The organism is Bacteroidota bacterium, from assembly GCA_016183775.1.
GTDB lineage: Bacteria > Bacteroidota > Bacteroidia > JABDFU01 > JABDFU01 > JABDFU01.
In genome coordinates, this window is sequence record JACPDY010000015.1 from 35,125 (window position 1) to 60,784 (window position 25,660).

Below are 25,660 nucleotides of genomic sequence, written 5' to 3' on the forward strand. Positions count from 1 at the left end.
CTCCGGCTATGCATATTTATTTTTGAGATGTAAAAAATATTTTTCGATTATAATATAAGACAAATACGAAATTGCTGTAAGGATCAGAAAATTTTCAACAAAAACAATTGCAGTTTTATTATTGCTGTAAAAAACATCAGGTATAAATGGATTGATATAGCTGTCAAAAAACTTCAACTGAATAACAATCGGGAATATAGGATGATATAGATACATCCCATAACTGATTTTCCCGATAAAAACCAACGCTCTATTCTTAAATAATGACATCAGTGGATTGGAGGATTCCTGGTATTTTAAAATATAGCTGATAATAAATAAAGTAATAATTGACACAAGAGTTCTGAGGGGAATAAAAGGCCACATTTGTTTTTCCAACCCAATTACAAACAGAACCAGGGAAACAATAGCCCCGAACATTAAATAACGATTAACAATTCTCGTCTTATCTGGCAAATATGCATATTGCCATGCTAATATCGCCCCCAAACCAAATGCATCAAAACAGGTGATAGTAAATTGGTCTTTCATTTTAATATCACTTAACAACAATTGACTTGCAAAACCAGTAATGATAAATGTTGCAATAACATATGGCAAATATTTCTTACTTGTAAACAAAATAGTAAGCGGGAACAAAAGATAATACTGTTCTTCTATTGCAAGTGACCATAAGTGAGAAATTACACCATCCCACTGTTGAATTTTAATGAAATAAAAATTGGTTGTATAGGTAAGCAGATACAACCAGGATTCATTAAAATTATAATCAAAACTCCTCCTGAATATAAAAAGCAATAACAAGGTAAGATAGTAAATGGGAAAAATCCTCAAAGAGCGCCTGATATAAAATTTTTTTAATGCAATCCAGGGAGACTCTTTATCTTTTTCAATGGATCGCTTTTTCCCGAGCAATATTCCTGTAATCAAAAATCCACTCAGCACAAAAAAAATGTTTACCCCTATTGGCCCGTTAGGCAGATAATTTATGGGGCTATCGGCAGAAAGCCAATGGCTGACAATAACAAAAAGCACTGCTATACCTCTTAAACTATCTAACTCTTTTATGTATCTCATATAACAGCTGAATAAAAATAATACGTAAGTTTGTGAAAGGAAAGTAAATACATTTGAAAACCATGGTTTCAGACGCTACTATTGATTCATTTAAAAAAGATGGGTACCTATTGATTCCCGGTTTTGTGTCAAAGGAAGATATAAATCAACTCAGAAGCACAATACAACCCTATTTTGAAAATGGCTCCTGGTCCAAATACCAATTCAACACTAAACATGTAATAAATAATGTTTATGAAACTTTTCCTGAAATCATCAATTTAATAATAAACAAAGAACTTATTAATGTTTTATCTAAAATATTTAACTCCAAACCCGTACTGTTGCCCGAAACAACTATTCATTATAACATATACACATCATGGCATAAAGATACAACAACCCAGGAAAAAATGGGACACATGTTTCAATGGAAACCAAATGCGTTAATGGTAGAAGCAGGCATTTATCTGCAGGATAATGATGAGTATGGAGGTGGCCTTACCGTTATGCCCGGCTCACAAAAAGATCCTGATTACTTTAAAGACATCAACCTATCCGAACCCACATTAATCAACAAAATAAAAAAAAAACTGGCCTTATATAATGAAAGAAGTGACAAAGTAGTTAATCCATATAATAGAGACATATTTGATATCCCCTCAAAAGCAGGCGATCTTGTAATATTTAATTTTCTTACCAATCACAGGGCCTCTTTGCCCATTGGATATAAAACTGAAGAAATACCATTTTCAAAGAAAAAGCTGGCCATTTTTAATGCTTTTAGCATTGATAATGAAACCTGTAACGAATACTATAATTTTATACTCTCCCGCAAAGAACCATTTTATTCAAACTTAAAGAACAGAGGCGTGCTTCCGGCCTTAAAAACAAAGGCTGAAGAGCTTAATTTTAAAATATATTAAAATTGCAAGGGACAGATAAATAACTAATCATCAATACTATAAATTATAAACAATTATTCAGACAAAATCACGGAGTCAAATTTGTTATGAATCTTTTGATCTATAGTTGTTGTGCCTGACTAATAGTTTGACAAAATAATTCTCAATGACCATATCGGTTATTACATCCACTAAAAACAGAAGGACTTCTCTTACTCAAACACTTACCTGTTTCTTCGAAAAAAATTCATACCCCGGCGAAAAAGTCGAATACATTGTTGTAAATGACGGAGATGATAATTTAGATGATATTGCACAATTATTTGCCCGCAATAATTTCAAAATATTAAAAAATAAAGGCAGTGGATTAGCTGCCGGAAGAAATACGGGGGCCTTAAACGCTCGCAATCAGTTGCTTCTTTTTCTTGACGATGACATACTTATTGAAAGTGATCACCTTCAAAACCACGTCGACACTCACCTGAAATTTAGGGATTGTATAGTAACCGCGCACCGGGAATATCCTCCTGCCCTGATAGTTGAAATGAGAAAAACTCCCTTCGGTAGCTATAAGGAACGAATGGATTACACCTGGTATGAAGGTTCTGACGTAGTAAAAAATATTGACGAAAGATATGTACAACTTGCCGGACTAGCGGGCTTCAGTTGCAGTATGACAAAAAAATGTTTTGAACAAATCGGTCTTTTCAATGAAAAATTCCCGGCTGCAGGTAATGAAGATCTTGATTTTTATTGGAGGGCTTCCGCCAAAGGATTTAAATTAATATATGACAAGAAAAATATATGTTACCATAATGAATTTTTTAACCTGGATATGGATACATGGTTAGAACGACAAGAAAATGGCATGATCAGCTTCCTGGTACTATGTGAATTATTTCCCAAAGAAAAAAACAGCTCAAAATATTTAGAATATACTCCGGTAAAAATGGCTGATCCCTTAACTTTAAAGATGAAAAAAATAATTAAACTGTTTTTTTCGAATAAATACACCTATTTATGCTTGCGCCGGTGTGTTTTATTTTTCAATAATATCAAAAATAGCTACGAAAAAATATACACTGATGAAATAGGCGCGCATACAAACTAAAAAATATATACACATCGTTAACTACAAGCTGATATGAACAAGCATACCTTCTGCCTGATTTGCGGATCTGAAAGATTACTTAAACTTCCCAAATTTTATGAAAAACATGGATTAGTGAAATGCCGTAATTGCAGTTTTGTATTCATGGAACAAATTCCTACTGACGAGGAACTCAGTAAACATTACTTTAAATACTCATATGACGTAACCGGATATTTATCCCCTTTCACTATTAACAGTTATAACTTACTGTTGGATGAATTTGAAAAATACAGAGTATCGAACCGTTTACTGGATGTAGGATGCGGACGGGGTTGGTTTTTAGAGGAAGCAAAAAAAAGAGGTTGGGAAGTTTTTGGCACAGAATACTCTGATGCCGCTTTGAAAATTTGCCAAAAAAAAGACATCAACATGAAATCCGGGAAACTAAACCCGGATGACTTCATTGAAAAAGATTTTGATGTGATCACTTCGTTTGAGGTGATTGAACACATTAATAATCCTAATGAAGAAATGGCCAACATAACTACGCTGCTCAGAAACGGAGGATTATTTTATTGTACTACACCTAATTTCAATTCATTTTTAAGATATTACCTGAAAGAAAACTACACCTCTATAATTGAATATCCGGAACATTTATCGTATTACACCAAGAAAACACTGACTTCATTGGCAATAAAACATCATTTCCGTCCGGTAAAATTCTTATCTACCGGTATTAGCCTATCTGCAATCAAAACATCAAAGGGTATCTCAAACGAAAACCTTGTTTCTCCGGATACATCCGATGAAAAGCTGAGGAAAAGAATTAACGACAGGTGGATCGGGCGATTTGCCAAACGCGTAGTTAATTTTCTATTGACTGTTTTCGGAGTAGGAGTTACCCTAAAGGGTTATTATGTTAAAAGCTAATTTATGTTACCTCCCTTATACATAACTGATTATTGATCAAGGCTTTCCTGGGGACGCCATCTCTTTTAAGATGACCGACACCCCTTTAAATTGAAGAAAATTGCATACCTTTGTGCACTAAAAGCGCTGCAAAAATCTCTCATTAATATTGAAAACCCGAACCAGTTATTAACCGGTAAAACTTAATGTATGGCAGCCGTTAACTCTCCTATAAGAGATATTGTAAAACCTTTATTATATAAGTTATTACCTGAATTTCTCTATAAAAAAATACAAGTTCGTGCGAAATACCGCGATATCAAATTCAAGATGGTGGAAGAGCCTGAAATGGAATTACTTCCAAGATTGATTCAGACTGGCACTGAGGTAATTGACGTTGGAGCAAATTATGCTTACTATACAGAAAAATTATCTAACCTGGTAGGTCCTGACGGACATGTTTACAGCTTTGAGCCCATACCTTTTACTTATGATGTTGCCATAAAACTGCTTGATCTTTTTAACCTGCGTAATGTTACATACATTCAAAAAGGTGTAGGTGAAAAAGATGAAACACTTATGTTCAGGATCCCCAGGCAATCATTTGGAGCTATAAGTGCCGGCCTGTCACATATTGCCAAACGGAACAATGACTTTAAAGAAAGAGATTTGTATTACGCTTTTTCCAGCGACGAATATATAAATGCAGAAGTGATTTCACTTGACAGTTATCTGTTATCAAAAGTAAAGAATGTAACGCTCATCAAGATTGATATTGAAGGTGCCGAATACTTTGCCCTGAAAGGCATGAAAGAACTCCTGAAAAAATTCAAACCAGTAGTGATTGTTGAAATACAGTATTTCTTTCTGGAAGGTTATGGATTAACGATAAATAACCTTCTTGATCTGATTAATAAAGAATTGGGATATAACATATACATATATGACCCCAAAGAGAAAATGATTAAAAATGTTGATTTGAATGCAGTATGGATGGCTAATTATATATTGATACACAGGGATAAATTAGATCAATACAAATACCTGATCAAATAATGCCCCCCATTTCGTATAAACTTCATGGCAATGTTTTAATATTTATCATTTAATTTTCAAGTGAAGGATTATCCTTATATCAAAAAGATTGTTTCCGTTTTCGCCGGTACGGCAAACCGGTATAAAGCCCATAAACTGGCTGCTCCAATACTACTTGAAATGTCCAGGGATAAAAGCTTTATGCATGATGTGATCCGCCATAACTTTTCACAACCCGGCTATTGGAATAGAAAAAGGTTGTATAACACATTGATGTTTGATGTAGTTGTAACATCCGATTTTCATATCGTCGTTAACATATTTCCTGCACTTCCCGATAAGGCAGCGGATGTAACCTTCCAAAGCATACACCATCACGGAGGAATGCTGCTCACAACTGTGTCAGCGTTAGGTCCCGGTTATAGTGCTTTTGTTTTTAAAAAAGGGTTTGAGATCAACAAACAAACGCACGAAACAAAAATGGAAGTTGACCGGTTTTATTATAACCCACTTTATAACATTGAATTCGTTGATTCCTGGACTCCCCATGTAGTATTTTACCCTACTGAAACATCGGTAACTATTGCTTTGTGGAGTAATGAAAAAAAACAACTTACAGAGTCTCTAAAACAATTTTCGTTTTTAAAAAAATACAAAACCACTTTATCCCACTTAATCAATCTGCTTGGCTTAAAAAGAATATTAGGAATTAATTATGTTGAATATTTCGACTTTTACATCGAAAATTCAAAAGTGAAAGCGCTCCGGGAAAGGCTGCACTATCCGGAGGGCACAAACGAAAACTTCATCAGGAACATGCTTGCTTTTGCCCAGAAAACAGGTTTCGATGACTATACTTTTATAAACTCATTTATATCCAGGAACGATATAAATGATACTGCCAAAAAGTGGATAAAAAAATACAGTGCGGGAGAAAAAATTACCGAAGAATTTGAAGAATGTCATCTAAACATTCCTAAAATAAATCTTAAAAAAGAAGAAATTGAAACTGCCTTTAAAAATTATTAACGTTATTTTATTTTTTGATCTTTCTCACTATTATGCAATTAAAAAAACTTCTGTTTGTAAGCATTAAATTGATTCTGGGGTTGTTATTTATATACTGCTTAGGCCATCATATATACAACCAGTACGAATTAAAAAAAACAGACGAAAAGATATTTAACACCTCTCTTGATGAAGCCAGGAAACTGGATGAGATCACAAGAGTAAAAAAAATTCACGCTTATGTTAAGTCTCATATAGGCTTTGAAGGCCTGGATGTGAATATGGACAGGCCTATTTTAAGAGCCAGTGAAATAGAGACGCTGAAATCCGGAAAAGGATTTTGCGGAGAAAATGTACGTGTAATGATCAAATTATTAGACCAGGTTGGCATACCGGCCAGGCGTTTTTATCTGTATGGTGAACAATGGCAGCACGTACTCACAGAATGTAAAATTGACGGAAAATGGTATTTGATTGATGCCCATAATGACCCATTCATTGAAATGACCGGCGATATGATAGGAAAAATACCCTCCCCGGATTTCAAATTACTTAAAAATACAGACGAAACAAATGAATGGCTTGATTATCACCGCATACGTTTCTTCGAATTCAATTCATTCCTGAAAAACAAAAAAAAGATTTATCTGCCCCACTCAGTTGTTTATTTCTTTGAAAGTATTTTTCTTATCAAAGCGGCTGTAATTGCCGGTTTATTCATAGGTGTATATTTCATTGAAAAAAAATTCGCTAAAATTTCTGTCACAGTCCATAAATAAAAGCCAAGATGATTCCCAGTTTGAAATTATGTAAGAGATGCATTATGGATGATGCTCGGCCCGGCACTTTTTTTGATGAAAACGGATATTGTAATCATTGTTCTGAATATATAAATAAAACATCGAAAAGAGCTTACCAGGGTGAACAAAGCGACAAAAAACTGAACAGCATATTTAATAAAATAAAAGAAAGTGGAAAAGGTAAACGTTATGATTGCCTGATTGGTATTAGCGGCGGAGTTGACAGTTGTTATGCAGCATACCTGGCAAAAAAGAATGGCTTAAGAGTACTTACAATGCATCTTGATAACGGATGGGATTCGGATACATCCGTAAAAAATATTAAGTATGTTATTGATAAGCTTGGGTTTGAATATGAAAGTTTTGTTTTAGACTGGGAAGAGTTCAGAGATCTCCAGTTATCCTTCTTAAAAGCCTCTGTTCCGGATATGGAAAATCCTACCGATTGTGCAATTATAGGCTCACTCCATAAAACCGCTGTTCAATACGGAATAAAATACATTATCAGCGGCGGTAACTATGCAACCGAAGGATTTCTGCCGAAATTTTTTCAATACAATGCAAAAGACTCAAAATATATACGCGCAATCCAAAAAATATTCGGCTCAAAGCCGCTTAAAACATATCCCTTCTTCAACTGGAAAATGGAGTTTTATTACAAACTTGTAAAGGGAATCCGTATTGTGTATCCGTTAAACTACGTTAATTACTCCAAGAAAGAATCACAACAACTGCTTGAAAAGGAGTTTACATGGAAATATTATGGGGGAAAACACTACGAATCCATCTATACACGCTTTGTTCAGGGATACATTCTCCCGAATAAGTTTAATGTCGACTACAGGAAAATAACACTCTCTATGCAGATAATAAATGGTGAAATAACCCGCGACAATGCGCTTGAACAGCTAAAAGAAAAGCCATACTCAGAAGAGAAATCAAAAGAGGATATGATCTATGTATGTAAAAAACTGGGCATTAGCACCGATGAGTTTAATAAAATTATGGAACTGCCGCCAAAAACTTATCTTGATTATCCTAATGAGGAAAAATTTCTGAATTTCATTTACACTACATACAAAAAGCTAGGTTCATTATATAGCAGTTGATTATTTATGGAATCAGGAAAAATAGCTATTGTCGATATGGGAATGGGTAACCTGTGCTCCGTTAAAAAGAAACTTGACTGGCTTAATATAAATTCTGAAATAACCTCTTCACCAGATTTTATCAACGAAGCCGATAAAATTATATTGCCAGGTGTTGGTCATTTTGGCAAAGCAATAGATAGTTTAAAAAAAAAGAACCTATACGATACGATAAACGAAGCCGTTAAAATAAAAGGCAAGCCTATCCTGGGAATCTGCCTGGGTATGCAGCTAATGGCACAAAGCAGCGAAGAAGGAAGTTGTGCCGGATTTGGATGGTTTGATTCACAGGTAGTAAAATTCAACATCAGTAATTACGGAAAATATAAAATTCCACATATAGGATGGAACCAGGTGAACATTAAAAAAAACAGCGTGTTAATGAAAGAGATAAAAGACGGAACTGAATTCTATTTTGTTCATTCTTACCACTTTATTGCTAACAACCAGGATGATATCCTTAATGCGACCGAATACGAATATCAATTTATATCAGCGATAGAGAAAGAGAATATATTTGGAGTTCAGTATCATCCTGAGAAAAGTCATGATGCCGGCTCAACACTTTTTAAAAATTTTGCACGTATATAACCATGTTCAGACCACGGATCATACCTGTACTGTTGCTCAGTAATAATGGCCTGGTAAAATCGGTGCGATTTAAAAACCATAAATACATTGGCGACCCAATTAATGCAGTAAAAATATTTAATGATCTAAAGGCTGACGAACTGACATTTTTAGATATTACGGCGGGAAAGGAAAACAGAACTATTTCACCTGAATTTGTAAAAAATATTGGAGGAGAGAGCAATATGCCATTTTCTGTGGGCGGAGGGATCAATAGTCTTGAAACCATCCGGCAAATCATTTTAGCCGGAGCTGAACGCGTAGTCATAAATACTCATGCTGCCAGAAACCCTGATTTCATTTTACAAGCTTCAGAAAACTTCGGAAGTTCTACAATTATTGTATGTATTGATGTTAAGAAAAAAATTTTAGGAAAAGACCGCACCTGGATTTATTCCGGCACCGAATCCACCAACTACGACCCTGTTGAGTTTGCTCAATTGATGGAAGAAAAAGGAGCCGGCGAGCTTATCATACAATCAATTGACAACGATGGAATGATGAACGGATACGATATTAAATTAACGAAGAAAATAGCCGATGCCGTAAAAATTCCGATAATAGCTTTAGGCGGCGCCGGCTCACTGTCACATTTAAAAGAAGTCTACTCTTCCGGAAATGCGAATGGAATAGGTGTTGGCAGTATGTTTGTTTATCATGGAGTGAACAAGGGTGTACTAATAAATTATCCCGATAAAGCTAAATCGACAAGCTTATTCAGTTAAAACGCATATGCACATAAGCAACCATTTAGTATCGATTGTAATACCTGCATATAACGCGGAGTTGTTCATTAAAGAAACGATTGACTCCGTATTAAATCAAACCTATAAAAATTTTGAATGTATTGTTGTGGATGATGGTTCAAAAGACTCAACATCTGGCATAGTTAAAGAGTTAACCAAATCTGACAAGAGAATAAGATTAATCAAACAAGCAAACCAGGGAGTTTCTGCAGCCAGGAACGCAGGCGCGACGAACTCAACCGGAATTTATATAGCCTTTTTAGATGCCGATGATATATGGGTTCCGGAACATTTGGAGTTGCTGATTCAGGAATTACAGACGCACAAACTTGAATTTGTTCAGTCGAACTATCAAACCATAGACCAAAACTCAAAAAAATTAAACTATCAATCCAATGCCAAAGGTGGAAATATATTCAGGCACCTTTTACTCGGCAAGTATGATCATTACTCCGGAATTTCAGGAACTATGGTTACACGAACAGCTTTTAATAAAACAGGAGGTTTTGATATTAACCTATCAAATGTTGCCGATTGGGACTTTTTCTTACAATATGCCAGACCGTTCCAAATAGGATTAGTAAATAAGGTAACATGGCTCTACAGGTTACATTCAAACAACATGCATTCTGGGATTCACCTGCTGGAAAAAGACATTTTATATATTTTTAAAAAACTGAGCGTGAATTATTCATTCCCATCTTTCGTTTTCAAACTTAAGTGTTATTCCAATATGTACTGGATGCTCGGAGGATCATACATAAAAAAAAATAAATACAAAACGATCAAATATGTGGCTCTTTGTATATTATGTTATCCGCCCAATTCTATCAAAATTGCAAAAGCTCTGATTAAACAAACCGGTAAAAATGAATAACGTATTGGTTGTCACATACTGGAGCTATAAGGATGCGCTTATCCAAACATATACACTGCCATATCTAAGGATCATCAGGAGTAAATTACCACCAGGAGCTAAAATATATCTTGTAACATTTGAAAGTAGCATCCATCAAATAACAGTACCTGAAAAGCAAAAAATTAAAGAGGAACTCAGTGAAGAAGGAATTTATCTTCTCTCCCATTCCTATATAAATTTCGGGATAAAAGCATTCATACAAATAATCCCGATAACGTTAAGCTTGCTTTGGATTAGCCTTTTCAAAAAAATATCGACTATTCATTGCTTTTGTACACCTGCCGGAGCTATAGGATACCTCTTGTCGGTAATATCACGTAAACAGCTTGTAATTGACAGTTACGAACCACATGCCGAAGCCATGGTAGAGAACGGTACATGGAAAAAAAATTCGCTGCAGCATAAAGTGTTATTCTTTTTTGAAAAGTGCCAGACAAAACGGGCCAGGTATATAATTGGAACAACTCCGGGTATGCGGAACTATGGACAAAATAAATACGGGGTTGTAATTAAAAATTTCTTCACGAAACCGGCATGCATCGATTTTGGATTATTTGATCATGACAAACTTATCTCAAAAAGAGAGGAAATACGAAATAAACTTGGACTGACAGGGAAAGTAGTGGGAATATATGCCGGGAAAATAGGTGGCATATACCTGGAAAGGGAAATTTTTGAAATAATAAAGACTGCACAAGACCATTGGGGAGATAAATTCAGGATGATACTGCTTACCAGTGCACCTGAACCACTTGTAAAAAATTACATCAGGGAGCTTTCCATAAACAGCTCTTCCATAACAATTAAATTTGTGGACCATGAACAAATTCCTTCATACCTATCTGTAGCAGACTTTGCCATCAATCCTGTTAAACCTGTGCCAACCAAAAGATTCTGTACGTCCATTAAAGATGGAGAATACTGGGCAATGGGCTTGCCTGTAATTATTCCCGATAATATTTCGAATGATTCAGAAATAATAAAAAAACATAAAATTGGTGCAGTACTATCCCAACTTAATCAGGAAGAATATAAAACAGCGATCAGGGAAATCGACCAACTCATTCATAATACCTCCGGATCAAACCTCCAGAGAAAGATCATTGATGTAGCCAATCATTACCGCAATTTTAATATTGCCAATAGTATATATTCCGTTATATACAGGTCTGAAACTGCAAGGAACAAAATTATCATCTTCCTGTATAATTCTCTTTTTGACCCATTGATCCAATCAAACATATACCTGTATATCAGGGCCATTTCCCAAACGCTGCCAGACAAATATGAATTCACCTTCATAACATACGAAGAAAAAAATCAAGTTGATTTTTACACATCAGAACATAACCAGGAAATACTTAACGAACTAACCCTTTTGAATATACATTGGATAAGCCTCAAATGGAGACCCGGCCTGAACATAGTGAACAAATTTTTAGATTTAATATCCCCCCTGCCCGCTCTTATTATGCTGAAATCAAATAACTATAATTCAATAGTATCCCTCGCTTCTGTATCCGGTTCATTTGCCTACCTATACTCAGCGGTATTGGGCTTCAACCACTATTTATATCAATTTGAACCCCATTCAGATTTTGAAGTAGATGCAAACAGGTACAAACACAGCAGCCTGCAGTACAAAACTCTTAACATGCTCGAAAAAAAATCTGTCAAAAAGGCTAAGGTTATCAGTACTGGCACCAACGCAATGATCCAAACATTAAGCCAGTGGGGCGCAAAAGGAATGATTTATAAAATTCCCAGTGTAGTAAATGAAAATAAATTTAATTTTTCAAATGCAGAAAGGAGTCTTATAAGAAATGAACTCAACATACCTGAAAACGCAACTGTTGTATTATATACAGGAAAATTCGGAGGACTATATTACAAGGAAGAAATCATTGAATTTCTGGGCGAACTTTTAAAATTAAACCCGTTATACTACATACTTATTGTTACTCCTAACGACAAAAAAGAGCTCGAATATTTATGCATCAAACATAAAATCTCTTCCAATAACCTGACGATCACCGGATCAACGCATGATGCTATCCATAAATATTATTTTGCTGCTGACATTGGCATTGTAGGTATTCCCTCAACTCCCTCCCAAATATACCGTTCCCCGATCAAAACCGGCGAATACCTCGCTTCTGGTATTCCATACATAGTTTGCAGAGGCGTTTCCGATGATGACCTTTATGCTGAACGCTATAAAATCGGCGTGGTGGTTGAAGGAATGTCTGCTTCAAGCGCGAATTACGTTCATCCTAAAATCATGGATATCTTATCAGAAAACAAAGAGCAGTTAAGAATGAGGTGCAGGAAATATGGTATTGAATACAGGGGGTTTTCTGTTTTATATCCGACCTTTGTAAAAGCTCTGAATAGTTTGATAGACGATAAAATATTTTTAAAATGAGCTCTAATCCCTCTTCCCCTGTTGTTTCCGTAATAATTCCGACATATAATTCAGGAAAGTATATTGAAGAAACGATTCAATCTGTAAAACAACAAACATTTAATGAGTGGGAATTATTAATTATTGATGATGGTTCTACGGATAATACCCCTGCAACTATCTTACCTTATCTCTGCGACAAACGGATACAATATCATTATCAGAAAAACAAAGGAGTATCAGCTGCAAGAAACAGAGGGATTGAATTGTCAAAAGGCATGTATATAGCTTTTCTGGATGCCGATGATGTTTGGCTGCCCATGAATCTTGAAAAAAAAATAATGGCATTGCAACCCGACACTATTGACTGGGTATTTAGCGATGCTCTCCTGTTATTTGAAAACAATAATGTTATAGTGGCTCCTGACGGGACCGACAAATTAATATTGGAACATTACCTGCTATGGGATCGAATGGTGGTACCCGGGCCGTCAAGCAATATTATCCTAAAAAGAAAATGTTTAAATACAGGCCTAAGATTTGACCCAATGTTTTCAACAGCTGCAGATCAGGATTTCTGCTTCTATTTAAGTGCACGATATGAGGGCAAACGAATTGCCGCCCCCCTTTTTAAATACAGGCAGTTAACAAATAGCATGAGTAAAGACATGAGAGTTGTTTCAAAAGATCACTATAATGTGTACAGGAAAGCAGAAAACAATAAATTATTCAAATCGTATTTATTTAAAAACAAATGCTTTTCGAACATGTATATAATATTAGCCGGTGGATGGTGGTCTATTGGCGGCAATATAATTAATACCAAGCCGCTAACAAGAATGCCAAATACGCGGGGCATAATACCAACTAAGCCATCAAGTCCGCGTTTTATTTTGATAGACTTGATGACAAGTTGGTATAAAACGATTATTTACCTGATTAAAGCGATCATAATATATCCACCAAACAGCAACAAGCTCATGGCTAAATTTTTTAAAAAATATATTTACGCGGGTTAAAAATTTCCAGTGAACATATACACGCTATGTCTTCATTCTATTCTTTAAAGAGAATCCCAGCATGAGAGTAAGACTGGCAACCAAAAAAGGCAAACACGGTATTTTCAACCTTACCAGGGCCCCAAAATTTGATATGGATATTCCTACTGATAATGCAAAGAAAACAGAGAAAAAGACCGAAAACAATATCAGTGGATGAGCCCCAATGTATCTGAAAAAACCAATAAACCTGAGACGAATAAGAAGAAATATAACAACTCCCATTATCAGCAAGTTTTCAATCCCGGAAATCAGCATAACAAAATTCTTAATTTCCCATATATAAGGCCTGAACAGAGCAGCATTTATAGCGGCAGGAGCTTTTACCAAAAGGTTACCCAGGGTCCCGTCAAAATCGCCTATATCAAAATGGTTTCCCCCATAATAATCTTTTTTCAAATCATTTTGAGTTGAAACAGCTTTTTTCAACACATTATCCAATGAATATTGTCCGAAAGCATTACCCAATTGATCAAGCACAAAAAAGCTAACCGAAAAAATCAATACAGATATTATTGGTAAAAAAATAAATTTTGCTAATTTACTCCTCATGGAGGCCAGGTAATCATAAAATAACCAAAGGAATGAACCCGGCAGTGCTGCAGCCAATATATAAGGCTTTATAATAACCAAAATAAAAGATGCCAGAAACAACTTGATGCTATTTGAAAAAACGAACTTCCTTTTTATTAATGCAAAATAAAAAGCATAAACATACCATCCTAAAGCACTAATTGTAATGGAATCTTTTAACACCCCCGATCCCCAAAAAAACACAGATGGAATAAAAAAGAACGACCAGGAAAGATTCTTATAAGAATTGGGGAATTCGCTCACAAATACTTCATAAGCCTTCCAAATCCCCGAATAGGTAAACAATGCTGTTAATATACACATTGGAAAAAACAGGTCAAGAGACAAAATATTGACTAACACGTATAACCTGGTTGCATTAAAGGCATAGGAGTCGTTTATAAAATCAGGAACTTCATCGGTATTTGAAAAGGAGTTAACAATATCCTCATCTGTAATATCCCAGTCAAACATTATTGAAAAAAAACCGGAAGGATTTTTGAACAAAAGATCCTTCATGATCGATGAACAGTGATAATAATAATGGGTATCTGCCGTTTTGCCCGAATAGTAGAATGCATATACCAGCCCGAAGGCCAGAGCACCCAATACCTTTACCCATAAACCTGATGAAAAATAACTCCAATGCCCCTTATTGCCCTTATTTATCCTGACCACCCTGATAACAATAAAAATGACAATGAGATAGAAGGGGGTTAATACCAAATCCCAGATCGACGTTATATCATAATAGTCCCGCATTCTTTATTTTATCCTCCGATACATAAATCTAACAATTATCCGTCACAGAGCCCTATGCTGCAATAATTATTATTACTTTTATCTTACAAAGCATTCGCATGCAACCAACTTCACTAGTCACCGGAGGGGCCGGGTTCATAGGCGCTCATGTAGTTAATGAATTGTTAAAACAAGGTCACAAAGTCATAGTGCTGGATGACCTTAGTGGTGGCTTTATTGAAAACATTAACCCGAAAGCTGAATTTATTAAGGGCTCTGTTACTGACCATGTACTCATCTCTGAAATTTTTTCTGAAAACAGGTTTGATTATGTATATCACCTGGCTGCATACGCAGCCGAAGGGCTGAGTCATTTTATAAAACGTTTTAATTATACGAATAATGTTGTTGGAAGTATAAATCTGATCAATGAATCGGTAAAACATAAGGTCAAATGTTTTGTATTTACCTCCTCAATTGCCGTATATGGAAATCAAAAATCGCCGGTAACTGAAAACAATACGCCCTTACCTGAAGATCCGTATGGAATAGCAAAGTATGCTATTGAAATGGATCTTAAAGTAACGCATGAAATGTTCGGATTGAACTATATTATTTTCCGTCCGCATAATGTTTATGGAGAATACCAGAATATTGGTGACAAATATCGAAACGTTGTAGGGATTTTCATGAACCAGTTAATGCAGGGAATTCCACTTACTGTTTTCGGAGATGGCAATCAAACACGGGCATTCAGCTATATTGCCGATGTGGCAGTGCCAATTGCGAATTCAGTAAACATTAATGCCGCTTATAACCAGATCATTAACATCGGTGCCGATTCCAGCTATACGGTAAATGAACTTGCCCGCGAAGTAATGAAATCTATGAACATCACCGGCAATATCAGGCACCTCGAAGCGAGAAATGAAGTGATAAACATTTACGCTGATCACACTAAAGCTGACAAGCTATTTGGCAACCAGAAAAAAACAAGCTTACCTGAGGGCTTAAAGAAAATGGCTGCATGGGCAGTTAAATCAGGTTCACGGAAAAGTCAAAAATTCAGCAACATTGAGATCGTAGAAAAACTCCCTCCTGTCTGGCTGGAATAACATAATGAAAAAAATATTATTTGTAGCCACCCACAGACAGGACAGATCTCCCAGTCAACGTTTCAGGTTCGAACAGTATTTGAAGTTCCTGGAAAAGGAAGGCATTTCATACCATTTCTCACCTCTTCTCTCAGAAAGCGATGATAGTCATTTTTACAGCAAAGGAAAAATAGGGACAAAACTTCTGATACTTGTAAAATCTTTTTTTAAAAGAATGTCGGATGTTCTGCTCTCCTCCGGGTACGAAATTATTTTTATTCAAAGAGAGGCTTTTGTTACCGGCACTGTTTTTTTTGAAAAAATATGGAGACTTCTTGGAAAAAAAATAATTTATGATTTTGATGACTCCATATGGCTATTAGATGTTTCAGATGCGAATAAAAAATTCAGTTGGATGAAAAATCCAGGTAAAACTGCTAATATAATCAGCCTTTCAACTGTTATTTTTGCAGGCAACGAATACCTTGCCGATTATGCCAGGCGATTTAACAACAATGTGGAATTAATGCCAACTACAATAGATACTGACCTGTATAGAGCGTATTCCAGATTACCTGAAGGAGTTATTTGTATTGGCTGGAGCGGAAGTATCACAACAATCAAACATTATGATCATGCAATTCCTGTACTGAAAAGGATCAAAAAAAAATATGGTGACCAGGTAAAATTTAAAGTTATAGGTGATAAAAACTATGTTAATACTGATCTGTCAGTAGTGGGCATTGCCTGGAATAAAGAAAATGAAGTTGATGAGTTAAATACGTTTGACATTGGAATTATGCCATTACCTGACGATAAATGGTCCAAAGGTAAATGCGGCTTAAAAGGATTGCAATACATGTCGATTGAAATACCAACAATCATGTCGCCTGTTGGTGTAAATACAGAAATAATACAAGATGGTATTAATGGATTTCTTGCCCGCACAGAAGATGAATGGGTAGAAAAAATTTCCCGATTGATCGAATCACCTGAACTCCGCAAAAAACTTGGGCAGGCCGGCAGAAAAACGGTTTTAGAAAAATATTCGGTTAATGCAAATAAAGAAAAATATCTTGCACTGTTTCAAAAAATAATCTCTTAATAAAAAATAATGCAAAAGTTGAATACAATCCTCGTCACCGGCGGCGCCGGCTATATAGGCTCACATACTATAATTGAGCTGATCAACGAAGGATATACTGTAATTTCTGCCGACAATTACAGCAACTCCTCCGAAAAAACATATGAACGCATAAAAAAAATAACGGGGGCTGATGTCAAACATTATAAAGTTGACCTGTGTGATTCTGCTCTGACAAAAAAAATATTCACCGAAAATCCCTCCATAACAGGTATCATTCATTTTGCCGCGTTAAAATCAGTTCCCGAATCTGTTGAACAACCCCTGCTTTATTACCGCAACAATGTCAACTCCCTGCTTAATATTCTCGAATGCATGAAGGAGTTTCACACGCGTGATCTTATCTTCTCCTCTTCCTGCTCGGTATATGGCAATTCCGACAAATTACCTGTAAATGAAAATACGCCTATCGGCATCATCGAATCTCCTTATGGTTATACCAAAATTGTCGGAGAGCGTATCATCCAGGACTTTCTGAAGATCAACCTGAAAGCAAAAGCCACATCACTCCGCTACTTCAACCCTGTTGGAGCACACATAACGGGACAAATAGGAGAAATACCGGCTAACCGGCCAAATAACCTTGTGCCAATAATAACACAAACCGCCATTGGCAAGATAAAAGAAATGAGTGTATATGGTGATGATTACAAAACCCGCGATGGCAGCTGCATACGGGACTACGTTCATGTAAGTGATATTGCTGATGCGCATGTGAAAGCATTGAAATTTCTGAATGAAGGAATGCAGGATGCAAACTATTCATTATTTAACCTGGGCACAGGCAACGGAATAACCGTACTTGAAGCCATAAGTGCCTTTGAAAAAATTTCAAAACAAAAATTGAATTACAAGATCGCTCGCCGCCGCGCAGGCGATGTGGCCGCTATTTATTCTGACAGCTCTAAGGCGCTGAATTTGCTGAAATGGAAACCCAAACATTCCATCGAATCCATGATGGAAACGGCCTGGAAGTGGGAACAATATCTGTTAAAAGAAAAATAAATATCATTCGTGATGATACGATTCACCTTTAATAATAGTGAAAGCTCTGTAGAGCTGCTCCACAAAAAACAACCTCACCATTTGATGTGAAAAGGTCATTTGTGAAAGTGCTAATTTATAGTTGGCCTTTTTATAAACCTCTTCCGGGAAACCAAAAGGACCACCCACAAAAAATACAATTGTTTTAACTCCCGAATTCATCTGTTTCTGGATAAACTTAGAAAAGTCGGTTGATGTATATTCTTTGCCTTTCTCATCTAAAAGTATAAGTATTGATGAAGGATCAACGTGTTTAAGCAATTCCTCCCCTTCTTTCTTTTTAACCTCAGCAGATGTAAAATTTCCCGATCGCTTTACAGCTGGCAGCTCCACATACTCGAAGGTTACATAATGCTTTAGACGGCTGATATAGCCGCTTATTCCTTCCTTTAAATAGGCGGAATCGGTAGGAGAAATTACAATAAGCCTGATCTTCATTGTGAACAACCTGTTAATATACTCTACAAAAAAAGCATATTTTCGCTTAATTCTATTATTTTTGGCTTAATTATTGATTAATTGGTTAAAACATATTAAATGAACCTCAAATTATTCATAACCTGTTTGCTGATTGGGCTTAAAACATCGTTTGCCTTTGATATCAATGATGATATAGCAAATGCTATTAAAGCGGGAAACAGTAAGGCTATAGCGGCCTGGTTTACAGATAATGTGGATTTGAAAGTGCTCGATCAGGAAGATGTATACAGCAAAGCACAGGCTGAACTTATTGTAAAAGACTTTTTCACAAAACACCCGGTTAAATCGTTCAGTATAGCTCATAAAAGCTCTAAGAATGATTCGCAGTTTGCCATTGGCACATTGGAAACCACCAACGGCAAATACAGGATTTATTTTCTTTTGAAAAAATCGGCTGAAAAACTCCAGATACAACAATTCCGTATTGAACCAGAAAATGAGTGAAAGCGCCTCTCCTGCTCTTCTTCCTTTGACTTCACTCAGGACAAACAAAGAGAGAAATATCTTTACTTTCAATAATCCCAAGAACCTTAAATACATTAATGATTTTATTGCAAATTCACTGCGTGAAGATGTTGGTGACGGCGACCACACCTCAATTGCCTGCATCCCTGCAAAAGTAAAGGGAAAGGCCCGGTTGCTGGTAAAAGAAAATGGTGTTATTGCGGGCATTGAACTGGCAAAGTTTATTGTAAAAAAAGTTGACCGGAATCTTCGGATCAGGCAACTTATAAAAGATGGTTCCACGGTAAAACCGGGAGATGTCGCTTTTACAATTGAAGGCTCTGCGAGATCAATATTAAAAGCTGAACGCCTTATCTTGAATTGTATGCAGCGTATGAGCGGCATCGCGACCAAAACAAACAAACTGGTACAACTCTGCAAAGGAACTAAAGCAAAAGTTATTGATACCCGAAAAACAACACCCGGCCTTCGCTTCCTCGAAAAATGGGCCGTAAAGATCGGAGGAGGAAGCAATCACCGTTTTGGCCTTTATGATATGATTTTAATAAAAGACAATCATATAGATTTTGCAGGCGGTATTGAAAAGGCTATTGAAGCTGCAAACAAGTATCAAAAAAAGAAAAAACTTAAAATAGAGATTGAAGCCCGCAACATGACTGAGGTAAAGCAAATACTTACAGCTGGGAAAGTACAGCGTATCATGCTTGATAATTTTCCAATTTCCGACCTGAAAAGAGCCGTTAAATTAATAAACAGAAAATACGAAACAGAAGCATCAGGAGGTATTACCGAAAAAAATATCCGCAACTATGCACTTTGCGGAGTTGATTATATTTCAATCGGTGCTTTGACTCATAGTGTAAAAAGTCTTGATCTGAGTCTTAAATCTTATGCGTAACAATTAAAAAATTACACGGAGTTTCACAGAGAAGACACAGAGCCACACAGAGAAAAAAAATGGAACTAAATCAAATCACAGAAAAAATTATCGGATGTGCTATTGAGGTTCATAAATATCTTGGTCCCGGTCTATTGGAATCGGCTTATGAAGAATGTCTTGCCTTTGAATTAACAAATGCAGGTTTGACAATTGAAAGACAGAAAGCTGTACCCGTTGTTTTTAAGGAAATAAAATTAGATTGTGGGTACAGAATTGACATTTTAGTTGAAAACATTGTAGTTATTGAATTGAAAACGGTGGATGCTTTCAATCCAGTGCATGAGGCGCAGATACTTACCTATATGAAATTTTCCAAAAAAAGCATTGGCCTTCTTATTAATTTTAATGTCACATTACTAAAAAATGGGCTCAAAAGGTATAAACTTTAACCTCAGTGAACCTCTGTGTCTTCTCTGTGGCACTCTGTGTAATAAAAATCAAGTTTCCAAATGATCTATATCAATGGCCGGTAACTTCCTGCATAAAATAGCTAAGTCTAAGCTAGTGGCTTCATTTATAAAAATCAGCCGACGCATAATTTTACCTGGCTTTGAAGGATTGCCCTTATATGATGTTTTACTGTTCTTTTTTAAAGGACTTCAGAAAGGTGCAATAACCACACGTGCATCCTCATTGGCTTTCAATTTTTTTTTAGCAGTATTCCCGTCAATCATCTTCCTTTTTACACTTATCCCTTACGTACCAATTGATAATTTCCAGGTCACCTTATTTGAATTACTGAAGGAAGTAATGCCCAAAGCCGCGTTTGAGGCGGCAGAGGGGACAATTGTAGATATTATCAAAAATCAACATGGCGGTTTATTGTCGATCGGCTTTATAAGTGCATTATATTTTTCAACGAATGGTTTTAACGCCATGATAGAAGGATTTAACAACACTTATCATCAGATTGAGACGCGGAGTGCTATCAAGCAGCAGCTAATAGCATTAGCGCTTGTGCTAATAACTACCACCCTCCTTATTGTTGCCATTGCATTGATCATATACAGCCAGTTAATACTTGTAAAATTTCCGCTGGGCCGGGCCTCCTATTATCTCATCCTGTTTGGCCGTTTTGCAATCGTCTTTCTTTTGTTTTTCTGTATTATTTCATTTATTTATTACCTGGGCCCCGTAAAAAAAATAAGATGGAAATTCGTTTCCGCCGGCTCAACTTTTTCAACCATACTGGCATTACTTACTTCATTGGGATTCGCCTATTACGTCAATAACTTTGGCACTTACAACAAGCTATATGGCTCCATCGGAACATTGATAATTGTTCTGCTGTGGATCTATTTTAATTCTATTGTACTGCTGCTGGGCTTCGAACTGAATGTAAGTATACACTCTGCGAAAAAAACACGATCACACATCTCCTAAATTAATTCTGCTGTTTGATACTGCGGGATTGGTGAAAATATCTAAAAACCGCTTATCATAATATTTCCGGAGTTTAGATACATTTTTGTACTTTCACTACCCTATTTAACTGTCATGCAAAAGCACCTGTTTATAATATTGATAGCCCTTCTATGCAGGGGAGTGCTACCTGTCATGGCCCAATCAGAAAACTCAAACAGTAATTCTAAGCTGTTTCGCAGCGTTGACAATCCTCAATACTGGAAAAACCGGAAACCCTTTGAAGGCTATTGGCAGCAGGATGTTTACTATAAGATCAAAGCAAGTGTTGATGATAAAACAAACATTGTTGATGGCAGTGAAGAATTGACTTACTGGAATAATTCACCGGATGAGTTGAGTTACGTATATTTTCATTTGTACAATAACGCCCAGGTGAAGAATTCTTATTTATCCGACCTCTATAAGAACAATAACAATACCGTTAAGTACGGCAAATACCAGCAGCAGGAACTAGGTACTAATATTACAAAAATAAGTGCGGGCGGGCAGGAACTGAAGACTGAACTCGACAATACGATCCTTAAAGTTTACCTCCCGCAGCCCTTAAAACCCAACCAGTTTGTTACATTCAATATCGACTTTAAAACTTATTTCGACAATGGAAGTATCCGAAATAGGATGAAGCAATTTTATGCATTCGGGTATAAACACTTCGACCTGGTACATTGGTATCCCCGTATTTCGGTGTACGACCGCAAGTTCGGCTGGGATACGCAACAGCATATGGATCATGAATTTTATGGTGATTATGGAAACTACGATGTTCAGCTGACATTCCCTAACAATTACATTGTTGAAGCGACGGGAGTATTACAAAATAAAGAAGAGGTAATGCCCCAGGAATTACGAAACAAACTCGACATTAAAAATTTCAGTACCAAACCCTGGAATGAAAAGCCCTCTGAGATAATTAAACCTGACGGCAGCACCAAAACATGGAACTATTATGCCGAAAATGTACATGATTTTGCCGCTACCGCTGATCCTACATACCGGATTGGTGAAGTAGAATGGAACAGTATAAAATGTATCTCAATCGTGCAGGAACCTCACGCTTCACGTTGGCAAAATGCGGCTTCCTATGCCGCAAAAGTGATAAAGGTATACTCAGAAGATTTTGGTTTATATATCTATCCGAAAATGGTGGTTGCTGATGCACAGGATGGAATGGAATATCCAATGCTTACACTCGATGGCGGCTCAGACCCCGATTACCGATCCCTGCTGGCACATGAAATAGGCCACAACTGGTTTTTTGGCATGGTTGGAAGCAATGAAACATATCGTGCGGCACTCGATGAAGGATTTACCCAATTCCTCACCTGCTGGGCGTATGAAAAAATTGATGGCAAATACCTTCTACAAAACCCGCCAAGGTCAAAATATGTAGAAAAGTATCTTGAACCTGATCTGATACGATTTACGAGGGGCTACAACGGATATATGAATGATGCTGTTAAAGGTGCCGAAACTACCTTAAACACACATTCCGATGAGTTTAACGGGGGGGTACGACATGATGGAGGCTACAGGCAGGTTTATTATAAAACAGCTACCATGTTATACAACCTGCAATATGTTTTGGGAGATAGTTTATTCCTGGCAGCCATGCAACACTATTTCAGTCAATGGAAAGTTTGTCACCCTTATATTGAAGATTTCAGAAGTTCCATCATTAATTTTACACATGTTGATCTCAACTGGTTCTTTGATCAATGGTTTGAAACAGCCAAGACAATTGACTATAAAGTACAGTGTGTAAAAAGTGGAAAAGAAGCAGGCGAGCATATCATTACATTCAAACGTAAAGGCCGGATGCAAATGCCAATCGACTTTAGCGTGATAACAGACTCCGTAGAATATAAATATCATATCCCGAACAATTGGTTTGTTAAAAAGACGGATGCAACCATTCTGCCGCGATGGATCGGCTGGGATAAGCTAAAACCAACTTATGAAGCGAAGATCAAAGTTCCAGGCAAAATAAATAATGTGGTGATCGACCCTAGTGCGCGCTTGGCGGATGCGTACATGCTTGATAATGGTGCACACTTACCCATAAAAATGGATTTCGATTCAAAGATCTACAACCCGGCCGACTGGACCAGCTACCGGCTTTTTTACAGGCCTGACTTATGGTATAACGGCTATGATGGGCTTAAAGCAGGCTGGCATGTAAATGGTAATTACATGAATTATCATCACATTTTTGACGCTACTTTATGGCTCAATACCGGCCTGGTACAAAATAACCTGTCGAAAGACGCGTATATCAATAAGTTTGACGACCTGAATTTCAGGATCAATTACCGTACTGCAACCGATAAGTTCATGAAAGGCTCGGCAGTATATCTTTCTGCCAAAATACTTGACGGGCTAAATGCTTATGTGGCTGGTTTTGACAGAAGAGATATTTCAGGCCGGAATAAAGTTTATATGTTCTTTAAATCGATGTACAGGAAAGACAGGCATTCACTTAATTATCTTCTACTGCCTGGTGAATGGAGTGTGAAAGATTATAATAACACCCTTAACATCGGTATCGACCATATTTACTATTATAAGTTCGGGACCGGCACCATTAATTTAAACATGCGCTCATCTGCATTAGAAAGCAGTTACGACTATGCAGCGGTGTCACTCACTGTTATAAATAAAAACAAGATCGCCAAAAAAGTAAGTTTTAACACACGTACCTTTATTCAATATGGAACAGGAAGTAAATGGGCCCCGGAATCATCGCTGTTTTTAGCGGGAGCTAACCCTGAAGAAATGATGGAAAATAAATTCACCCGCTCTCAGGGCTTCTTCGAACCATCACTGGCAACTTTCGGAACCACTACAAACAATTTCACTCACGGAGGAGGATTGAATTTAAGAGGCTATGCCGGATATCTCGCACCGGAAACAGATGCTAATGGCAACCTCGTGATGAGCTATAAAGGCACTTCAGGAGCGGCAGTTAACGCCGAGCTGGATTTCAGCGACCTTATAAAATTTCAACCTAAATTGTTCAGAAATTGGCTGAAACTCTCCACCTATCTTTTTGGTGATGTTGGTGTAATTAACATTAACACTCCGACTGAATATATTGTGCTTGGCAATATACGTGCGGATGCAGGTGTTGGTGCGGCACTTACAATTAAAAGGTTTGGCCCGCTGCAAACTGTTGAACCACTAACTGTCCGTTTTGACATGCCCCTGTTTTTAAACCGTACCCCTGCCCTCGCACCGGAGTTCTTTGCCTTCAGATGGGTGATTGGGGTTAGCAGGGCGTTTTAGGAAAATTATAAATTATGAATGAAGAATGTTGAATTAAAAAACACTTGTAAAAAAAACGCTGATCGTTTTGATAATGACAACCAGCGCTCTATTTTCAACAGATAAGACAACTATCAATCAAAACCCAAAGCTTTTTGAGCTTCAGCATAATTATGCCAATTGGTGGTTGGATGCTGTTTCATAGCGGATGCCGCTATACATACAACTTTAAATTTACAAGAAGACACTGCCCAATAAGTGTTAAAATCCTGATTTAAAGCTCCTGAACTATGTGTCCAGTATACAGTAACTTTTCCCAACGATGCTTGTTGAACCAAAACGTAACCGGTCGAATTGGTTGGCCAAGGTGTTGGGTTCCACGTTGTACCATTATCAATACTCCAAAACACCTCAATTGCACCTGAATCCATAATCGCGGCTGTTATATTAGGATCGTTTATATAAACATAATAATATTTAGGAAAATTACTCCAGGTTGTAACTGTGAATATTGTGCTTTTCACATTGGCATTGCCATTTATACCGTTCGTGCCGTTTGTACCGGCTGCCCCATCTTTCGGTTTAGTGCAAGAGGTAATTAATAAGGATATTGATACAAAAAATGTGAGAAGCTTTAGCGTTTTCATCTGTATATAATTTAGTTAAGCATTGATATTCAATTTTTTAAGAACAGGTTAAGAGCGTAAATTTTCATCTTCGTACTCCCACACACAATTGCTTGTATGTTTGGTAACAACGGTTGGTGCTTAACCTGTAAA

The 25,660-nt window shown here is 36.7% G+C and carries 24 protein-coding genes; 20 read left to right on the forward strand and 4 right to left on the reverse strand.

Translation table 11 applies throughout. The features are described from left to right. Positions 1–6: 6 nt before the first annotated feature. Positions 7–1,077, reverse strand: a complete 1,071-nt coding sequence (locus HYU69_02375; protein MBI2269182.1) for an acyltransferase — start codon at positions 1,075–1,077, stop codon at positions 7–9. Positions 1,078–1,139: 62 nt separating this feature from the next. Between HYU69_02375 and HYU69_02380 the strand changes: the two genes are divergently transcribed. The 12 genes from HYU69_02380 to HYU69_02435 all read left to right on the forward strand — a co-directional run bounded on the left by HYU69_02380 (position 1,140) and on the right by HYU69_02435 (position 13,675). Continuing rightward, complete coding sequence (locus HYU69_02380; protein MBI2269183.1) at positions 1,140–1,982, forward strand: phytanoyl-CoA dioxygenase family protein; 843 nt, start codon at positions 1,140–1,142, stop codon at positions 1,980–1,982. A gap of 145 nt (positions 1,983–2,127) precedes the next feature. Beyond that, a complete protein-coding gene (locus HYU69_02385; protein MBI2269184.1) occupies positions 2,128–3,072 on the forward strand; it encodes a glycosyltransferase in 945 nt (314 codons plus the stop codon). Between the two features lie 33 nt (positions 3,073–3,105). Continuing rightward, complete coding sequence (locus HYU69_02390; protein MBI2269185.1) at positions 3,106–3,987, forward strand: class I SAM-dependent methyltransferase; 882 nt, start codon at positions 3,106–3,108, stop codon at positions 3,985–3,987. Positions 3,988–4,176: 189 nt separating this feature from the next. Continuing rightward, a complete protein-coding gene (locus tag HYU69_02395) occupies positions 4,177–5,022 on the forward strand; it encodes an FkbM family methyltransferase (GenBank protein MBI2269186.1) in 846 nt (281 codons plus the stop codon). Positions 5,023–5,082: 60 nt separating this feature from the next. Further along, complete coding sequence (locus HYU69_02400) at positions 5,083–6,030, forward strand: hypothetical protein (GenBank protein ID MBI2269187.1); 948 nt, start codon at positions 5,083–5,085, stop codon at positions 6,028–6,030. Between the two features lie 80 nt (positions 6,031–6,110). Continuing rightward, positions 6,111–6,788, forward strand: a complete 678-nt coding sequence (locus HYU69_02405) for a transglutaminase domain-containing protein (GenBank protein MBI2269188.1) — start codon at positions 6,111–6,113, stop codon at positions 6,786–6,788. Between the two features lie 8 nt (positions 6,789–6,796). Next, entirely contained in the window at positions 6,797–7,918 is a 1,122-nt protein-coding gene (locus tag HYU69_02410) for an N-acetyl sugar amidotransferase (GenBank protein ID MBI2269189.1), read from the forward strand. A 6-nt stretch (positions 7,919–7,924) separates the two neighbouring features. Beyond that, complete coding sequence (gene hisH / locus HYU69_02415) at positions 7,925–8,548, forward strand: imidazole glycerol phosphate synthase subunit HisH (GenBank protein ID MBI2269190.1); 624 nt, start codon at positions 7,925–7,927, stop codon at positions 8,546–8,548. A 2-nt stretch (positions 8,549–8,550) separates the two neighbouring features. Beyond that, entirely contained in the window at positions 8,551–9,312 is a 762-nt protein-coding gene (gene hisF / locus HYU69_02420) for an imidazole glycerol phosphate synthase subunit HisF (protein ID MBI2269191.1), read from the forward strand. A gap of 7 nt (positions 9,313–9,319) precedes the next feature. Further along, on the forward strand, positions 9,320–10,210 hold the full coding sequence (locus tag HYU69_02425) for a glycosyltransferase family 2 protein (protein MBI2269192.1): 891 nt from the start codon (positions 9,320–9,322) through the stop codon (positions 10,208–10,210). Further along, positions 10,203–12,677 (forward strand): hypothetical protein, encoded by a 2,475-nt coding sequence (locus HYU69_02430; protein MBI2269193.1) that lies wholly within the window; start codon positions 10,203–10,205, stop codon positions 12,675–12,677. The genes HYU69_02425 and HYU69_02430 overlap by 8 nt, the downstream gene beginning before the upstream one ends. Continuing rightward, on the forward strand, positions 12,674–13,675 hold the full coding sequence (locus HYU69_02435; GenBank protein MBI2269194.1) for a glycosyltransferase: 1,002 nt from the start codon (positions 12,674–12,676) through the stop codon (positions 13,673–13,675). The genes HYU69_02430 and HYU69_02435 overlap by 4 nt, the downstream gene beginning before the upstream one ends. Before the next feature lie 24 nt (positions 13,676–13,699). Here HYU69_02435 and HYU69_02440 read toward each other — a convergent pair whose 3' ends face one another. After that, entirely contained in the window at positions 13,700–15,049 is a 1,350-nt protein-coding gene (locus HYU69_02440) for a hypothetical protein (protein ID MBI2269195.1), read from the reverse strand. A gap of 98 nt (positions 15,050–15,147) precedes the next feature. Here HYU69_02440 and HYU69_02445 point away from each other — a divergent pair, with 98 nt between their 5' ends. Genes HYU69_02445 through galE form a run of 3 tightly spaced genes read left to right on the forward strand, consistent with a single transcriptional unit; the run spans position 15,148 to position 18,271 of the window. Next, positions 15,148–16,143 carry an NAD-dependent epimerase/dehydratase family protein gene (locus HYU69_02445; protein MBI2269196.1) on the forward strand — a complete coding sequence of 332 codons (996 nt, stop codon included), beginning with the start codon at positions 15,148–15,150 and terminating at the stop codon, positions 16,141–16,143. Between the two features lie 4 nt (positions 16,144–16,147). Continuing rightward, positions 16,148–17,227 carry a glycosyltransferase family 4 protein gene (locus HYU69_02450; GenBank protein ID MBI2269197.1) on the forward strand — a complete coding sequence of 360 codons (1,080 nt, stop codon included), beginning with the start codon at positions 16,148–16,150 and terminating at the stop codon, positions 17,225–17,227. A 9-nt stretch (positions 17,228–17,236) separates the two neighbouring features. Next, positions 17,237–18,271: a UDP-glucose 4-epimerase GalE gene (gene galE, locus HYU69_02455; protein MBI2269198.1), complete on the forward strand. Its 1,035-nt coding sequence runs from the start codon at positions 17,237–17,239 to the stop codon at positions 18,269–18,271. A gap of 3 nt (positions 18,272–18,274) precedes the next feature. On the opposite strand, the gene rlmH is transcribed toward galE, so the two are convergent. Next, the gene (gene rlmH / locus HYU69_02460) at positions 18,275–18,748 is read right to left on the reverse strand and encodes a 23S rRNA (pseudouridine(1915)-N(3))-methyltransferase RlmH (GenBank protein MBI2269199.1); all 474 of its coding nucleotides are present in this window, start codon (positions 18,746–18,748) and stop codon (positions 18,275–18,277) included. Positions 18,749–18,847: 99 nt separating this feature from the next. Here rlmH and HYU69_02465 point away from each other — a divergent pair, with 99 nt between their 5' ends. The 5 genes from HYU69_02465 to HYU69_02485 all read left to right on the forward strand — a co-directional run bounded on the left by HYU69_02465 (position 18,848) and on the right by HYU69_02485 (position 24,902). Further along, positions 18,848–19,234: a DUF4783 domain-containing protein gene (locus HYU69_02465; protein MBI2269200.1), complete on the forward strand. Its 387-nt coding sequence runs from the start codon at positions 18,848–18,850 to the stop codon at positions 19,232–19,234. Beyond that, a complete protein-coding gene (nadC, locus tag HYU69_02470; protein MBI2269201.1) occupies positions 19,227–20,153 on the forward strand; it encodes a carboxylating nicotinate-nucleotide diphosphorylase in 927 nt (308 codons plus the stop codon). Before HYU69_02465 ends, nadC begins: the two co-directional genes overlap by 8 nt. Before the next feature lie 59 nt (positions 20,154–20,212). Continuing rightward, positions 20,213–20,584, forward strand: a complete 372-nt coding sequence (locus HYU69_02475; GenBank protein ID MBI2269202.1) for a GxxExxY protein — start codon at positions 20,213–20,215, stop codon at positions 20,582–20,584. A gap of 73 nt (positions 20,585–20,657) precedes the next feature. Then, positions 20,658–21,578, forward strand: coding sequence for a YihY/virulence factor BrkB family protein (locus HYU69_02480; GenBank protein ID MBI2269203.1), 921 nt, complete (start codon positions 20,658–20,660; stop codon positions 21,576–21,578). 174 nt (positions 21,579–21,752) lie between these two features. Next, positions 21,753–24,902 (forward strand): M1 family metallopeptidase, encoded by a 3,150-nt coding sequence (locus HYU69_02485; protein ID MBI2269204.1) that lies wholly within the window; start codon positions 21,753–21,755, stop codon positions 24,900–24,902. 113 nt (positions 24,903–25,015) lie between these two features. Here the strand turns inward: HYU69_02485 and HYU69_02490 are convergent, their stop codons facing one another. Then, on the reverse strand, positions 25,016–25,528 hold the full coding sequence (locus HYU69_02490; protein ID MBI2269205.1) for a hypothetical protein: 513 nt from the start codon (positions 25,526–25,528) through the stop codon (positions 25,016–25,018). Positions 25,529–25,660 lie beyond the last annotated feature (132 nt).

Excerpts from the sequence above, each read along its gene's own strand:
- HYU69_02375 (MBI2269182.1), bottom strand. The coding sequence starts at position 1,077 with ATGAGATACATAAAAGAGTTAGATAGTTTAAGAGGTATAGCAGTGCTT.
- HYU69_02380 (MBI2269183.1), top strand. The coding sequence starts at position 1,140 with ATGGTTTCAGACGCTACTATTGATTCATTTAAAAAAGATGGGTACCTA.
- HYU69_02385 (MBI2269184.1), top strand. The coding sequence starts at position 2,128 with ATGACCATATCGGTTATTACATCCACTAAAAACAGAAGGACTTCTCTT.
- HYU69_02390 (MBI2269185.1), top strand. The coding sequence starts at position 3,106 with ATGAACAAGCATACCTTCTGCCTGATTTGCGGATCTGAAAGATTACTT.
- HYU69_02395 (MBI2269186.1), top strand. The coding sequence starts at position 4,177 with ATGGCAGCCGTTAACTCTCCTATAAGAGATATTGTAAAACCTTTATTA.
- HYU69_02410 (MBI2269189.1), top strand. The coding sequence starts at position 6,797 with ATGATTCCCAGTTTGAAATTATGTAAGAGATGCATTATGGATGATGCT.
- hisH (MBI2269190.1), top strand. The coding sequence starts at position 7,925 with ATGGAATCAGGAAAAATAGCTATTGTCGATATGGGAATGGGTAACCTG.
- hisF (MBI2269191.1), top strand. The coding sequence starts at position 8,551 with ATGTTCAGACCACGGATCATACCTGTACTGTTGCTCAGTAATAATGGC.
- HYU69_02425 (MBI2269192.1), top strand. The coding sequence starts at position 9,320 with ATGCACATAAGCAACCATTTAGTATCGATTGTAATACCTGCATATAAC.
- HYU69_02430 (MBI2269193.1), top strand. The coding sequence starts at position 10,203 with ATGAATAACGTATTGGTTGTCACATACTGGAGCTATAAGGATGCGCTT.
- HYU69_02435 (MBI2269194.1), top strand. The coding sequence starts at position 12,674 with ATGAGCTCTAATCCCTCTTCCCCTGTTGTTTCCGTAATAATTCCGACA.
- HYU69_02440 (MBI2269195.1), bottom strand. The coding sequence starts at position 15,049 with ATGCGGGACTATTATGATATAACGTCGATCTGGGATTTGGTATTAACC.
- HYU69_02445 (MBI2269196.1), top strand. The coding sequence starts at position 15,148 with ATGCAACCAACTTCACTAGTCACCGGAGGGGCCGGGTTCATAGGCGCT.
- HYU69_02450 (MBI2269197.1), top strand. The coding sequence starts at position 16,148 with ATGAAAAAAATATTATTTGTAGCCACCCACAGACAGGACAGATCTCCC.
- galE (MBI2269198.1), top strand. The coding sequence starts at position 17,237 with ATGCAAAAGTTGAATACAATCCTCGTCACCGGCGGCGCCGGCTATATA.
- rlmH (MBI2269199.1), bottom strand. The coding sequence starts at position 18,748 with ATGAAGATCAGGCTTATTGTAATTTCTCCTACCGATTCCGCCTATTTA.
- HYU69_02465 (MBI2269200.1), top strand. The coding sequence starts at position 18,848 with ATGAACCTCAAATTATTCATAACCTGTTTGCTGATTGGGCTTAAAACA.
- nadC (MBI2269201.1), top strand. The coding sequence starts at position 19,227 with ATGAGTGAAAGCGCCTCTCCTGCTCTTCTTCCTTTGACTTCACTCAGG.
- HYU69_02475 (MBI2269202.1), top strand. The coding sequence starts at position 20,213 with ATGGAACTAAATCAAATCACAGAAAAAATTATCGGATGTGCTATTGAG.
- HYU69_02480 (MBI2269203.1), top strand. The coding sequence starts at position 20,658 with ATGGCCGGTAACTTCCTGCATAAAATAGCTAAGTCTAAGCTAGTGGCT.
- HYU69_02485 (MBI2269204.1), top strand. The coding sequence starts at position 21,753 with ATGGCCCAATCAGAAAACTCAAACAGTAATTCTAAGCTGTTTCGCAGC.
- HYU69_02490 (MBI2269205.1), bottom strand. The coding sequence starts at position 25,528 with ATGAAAACGCTAAAGCTTCTCACATTTTTTGTATCAATATCCTTATTA.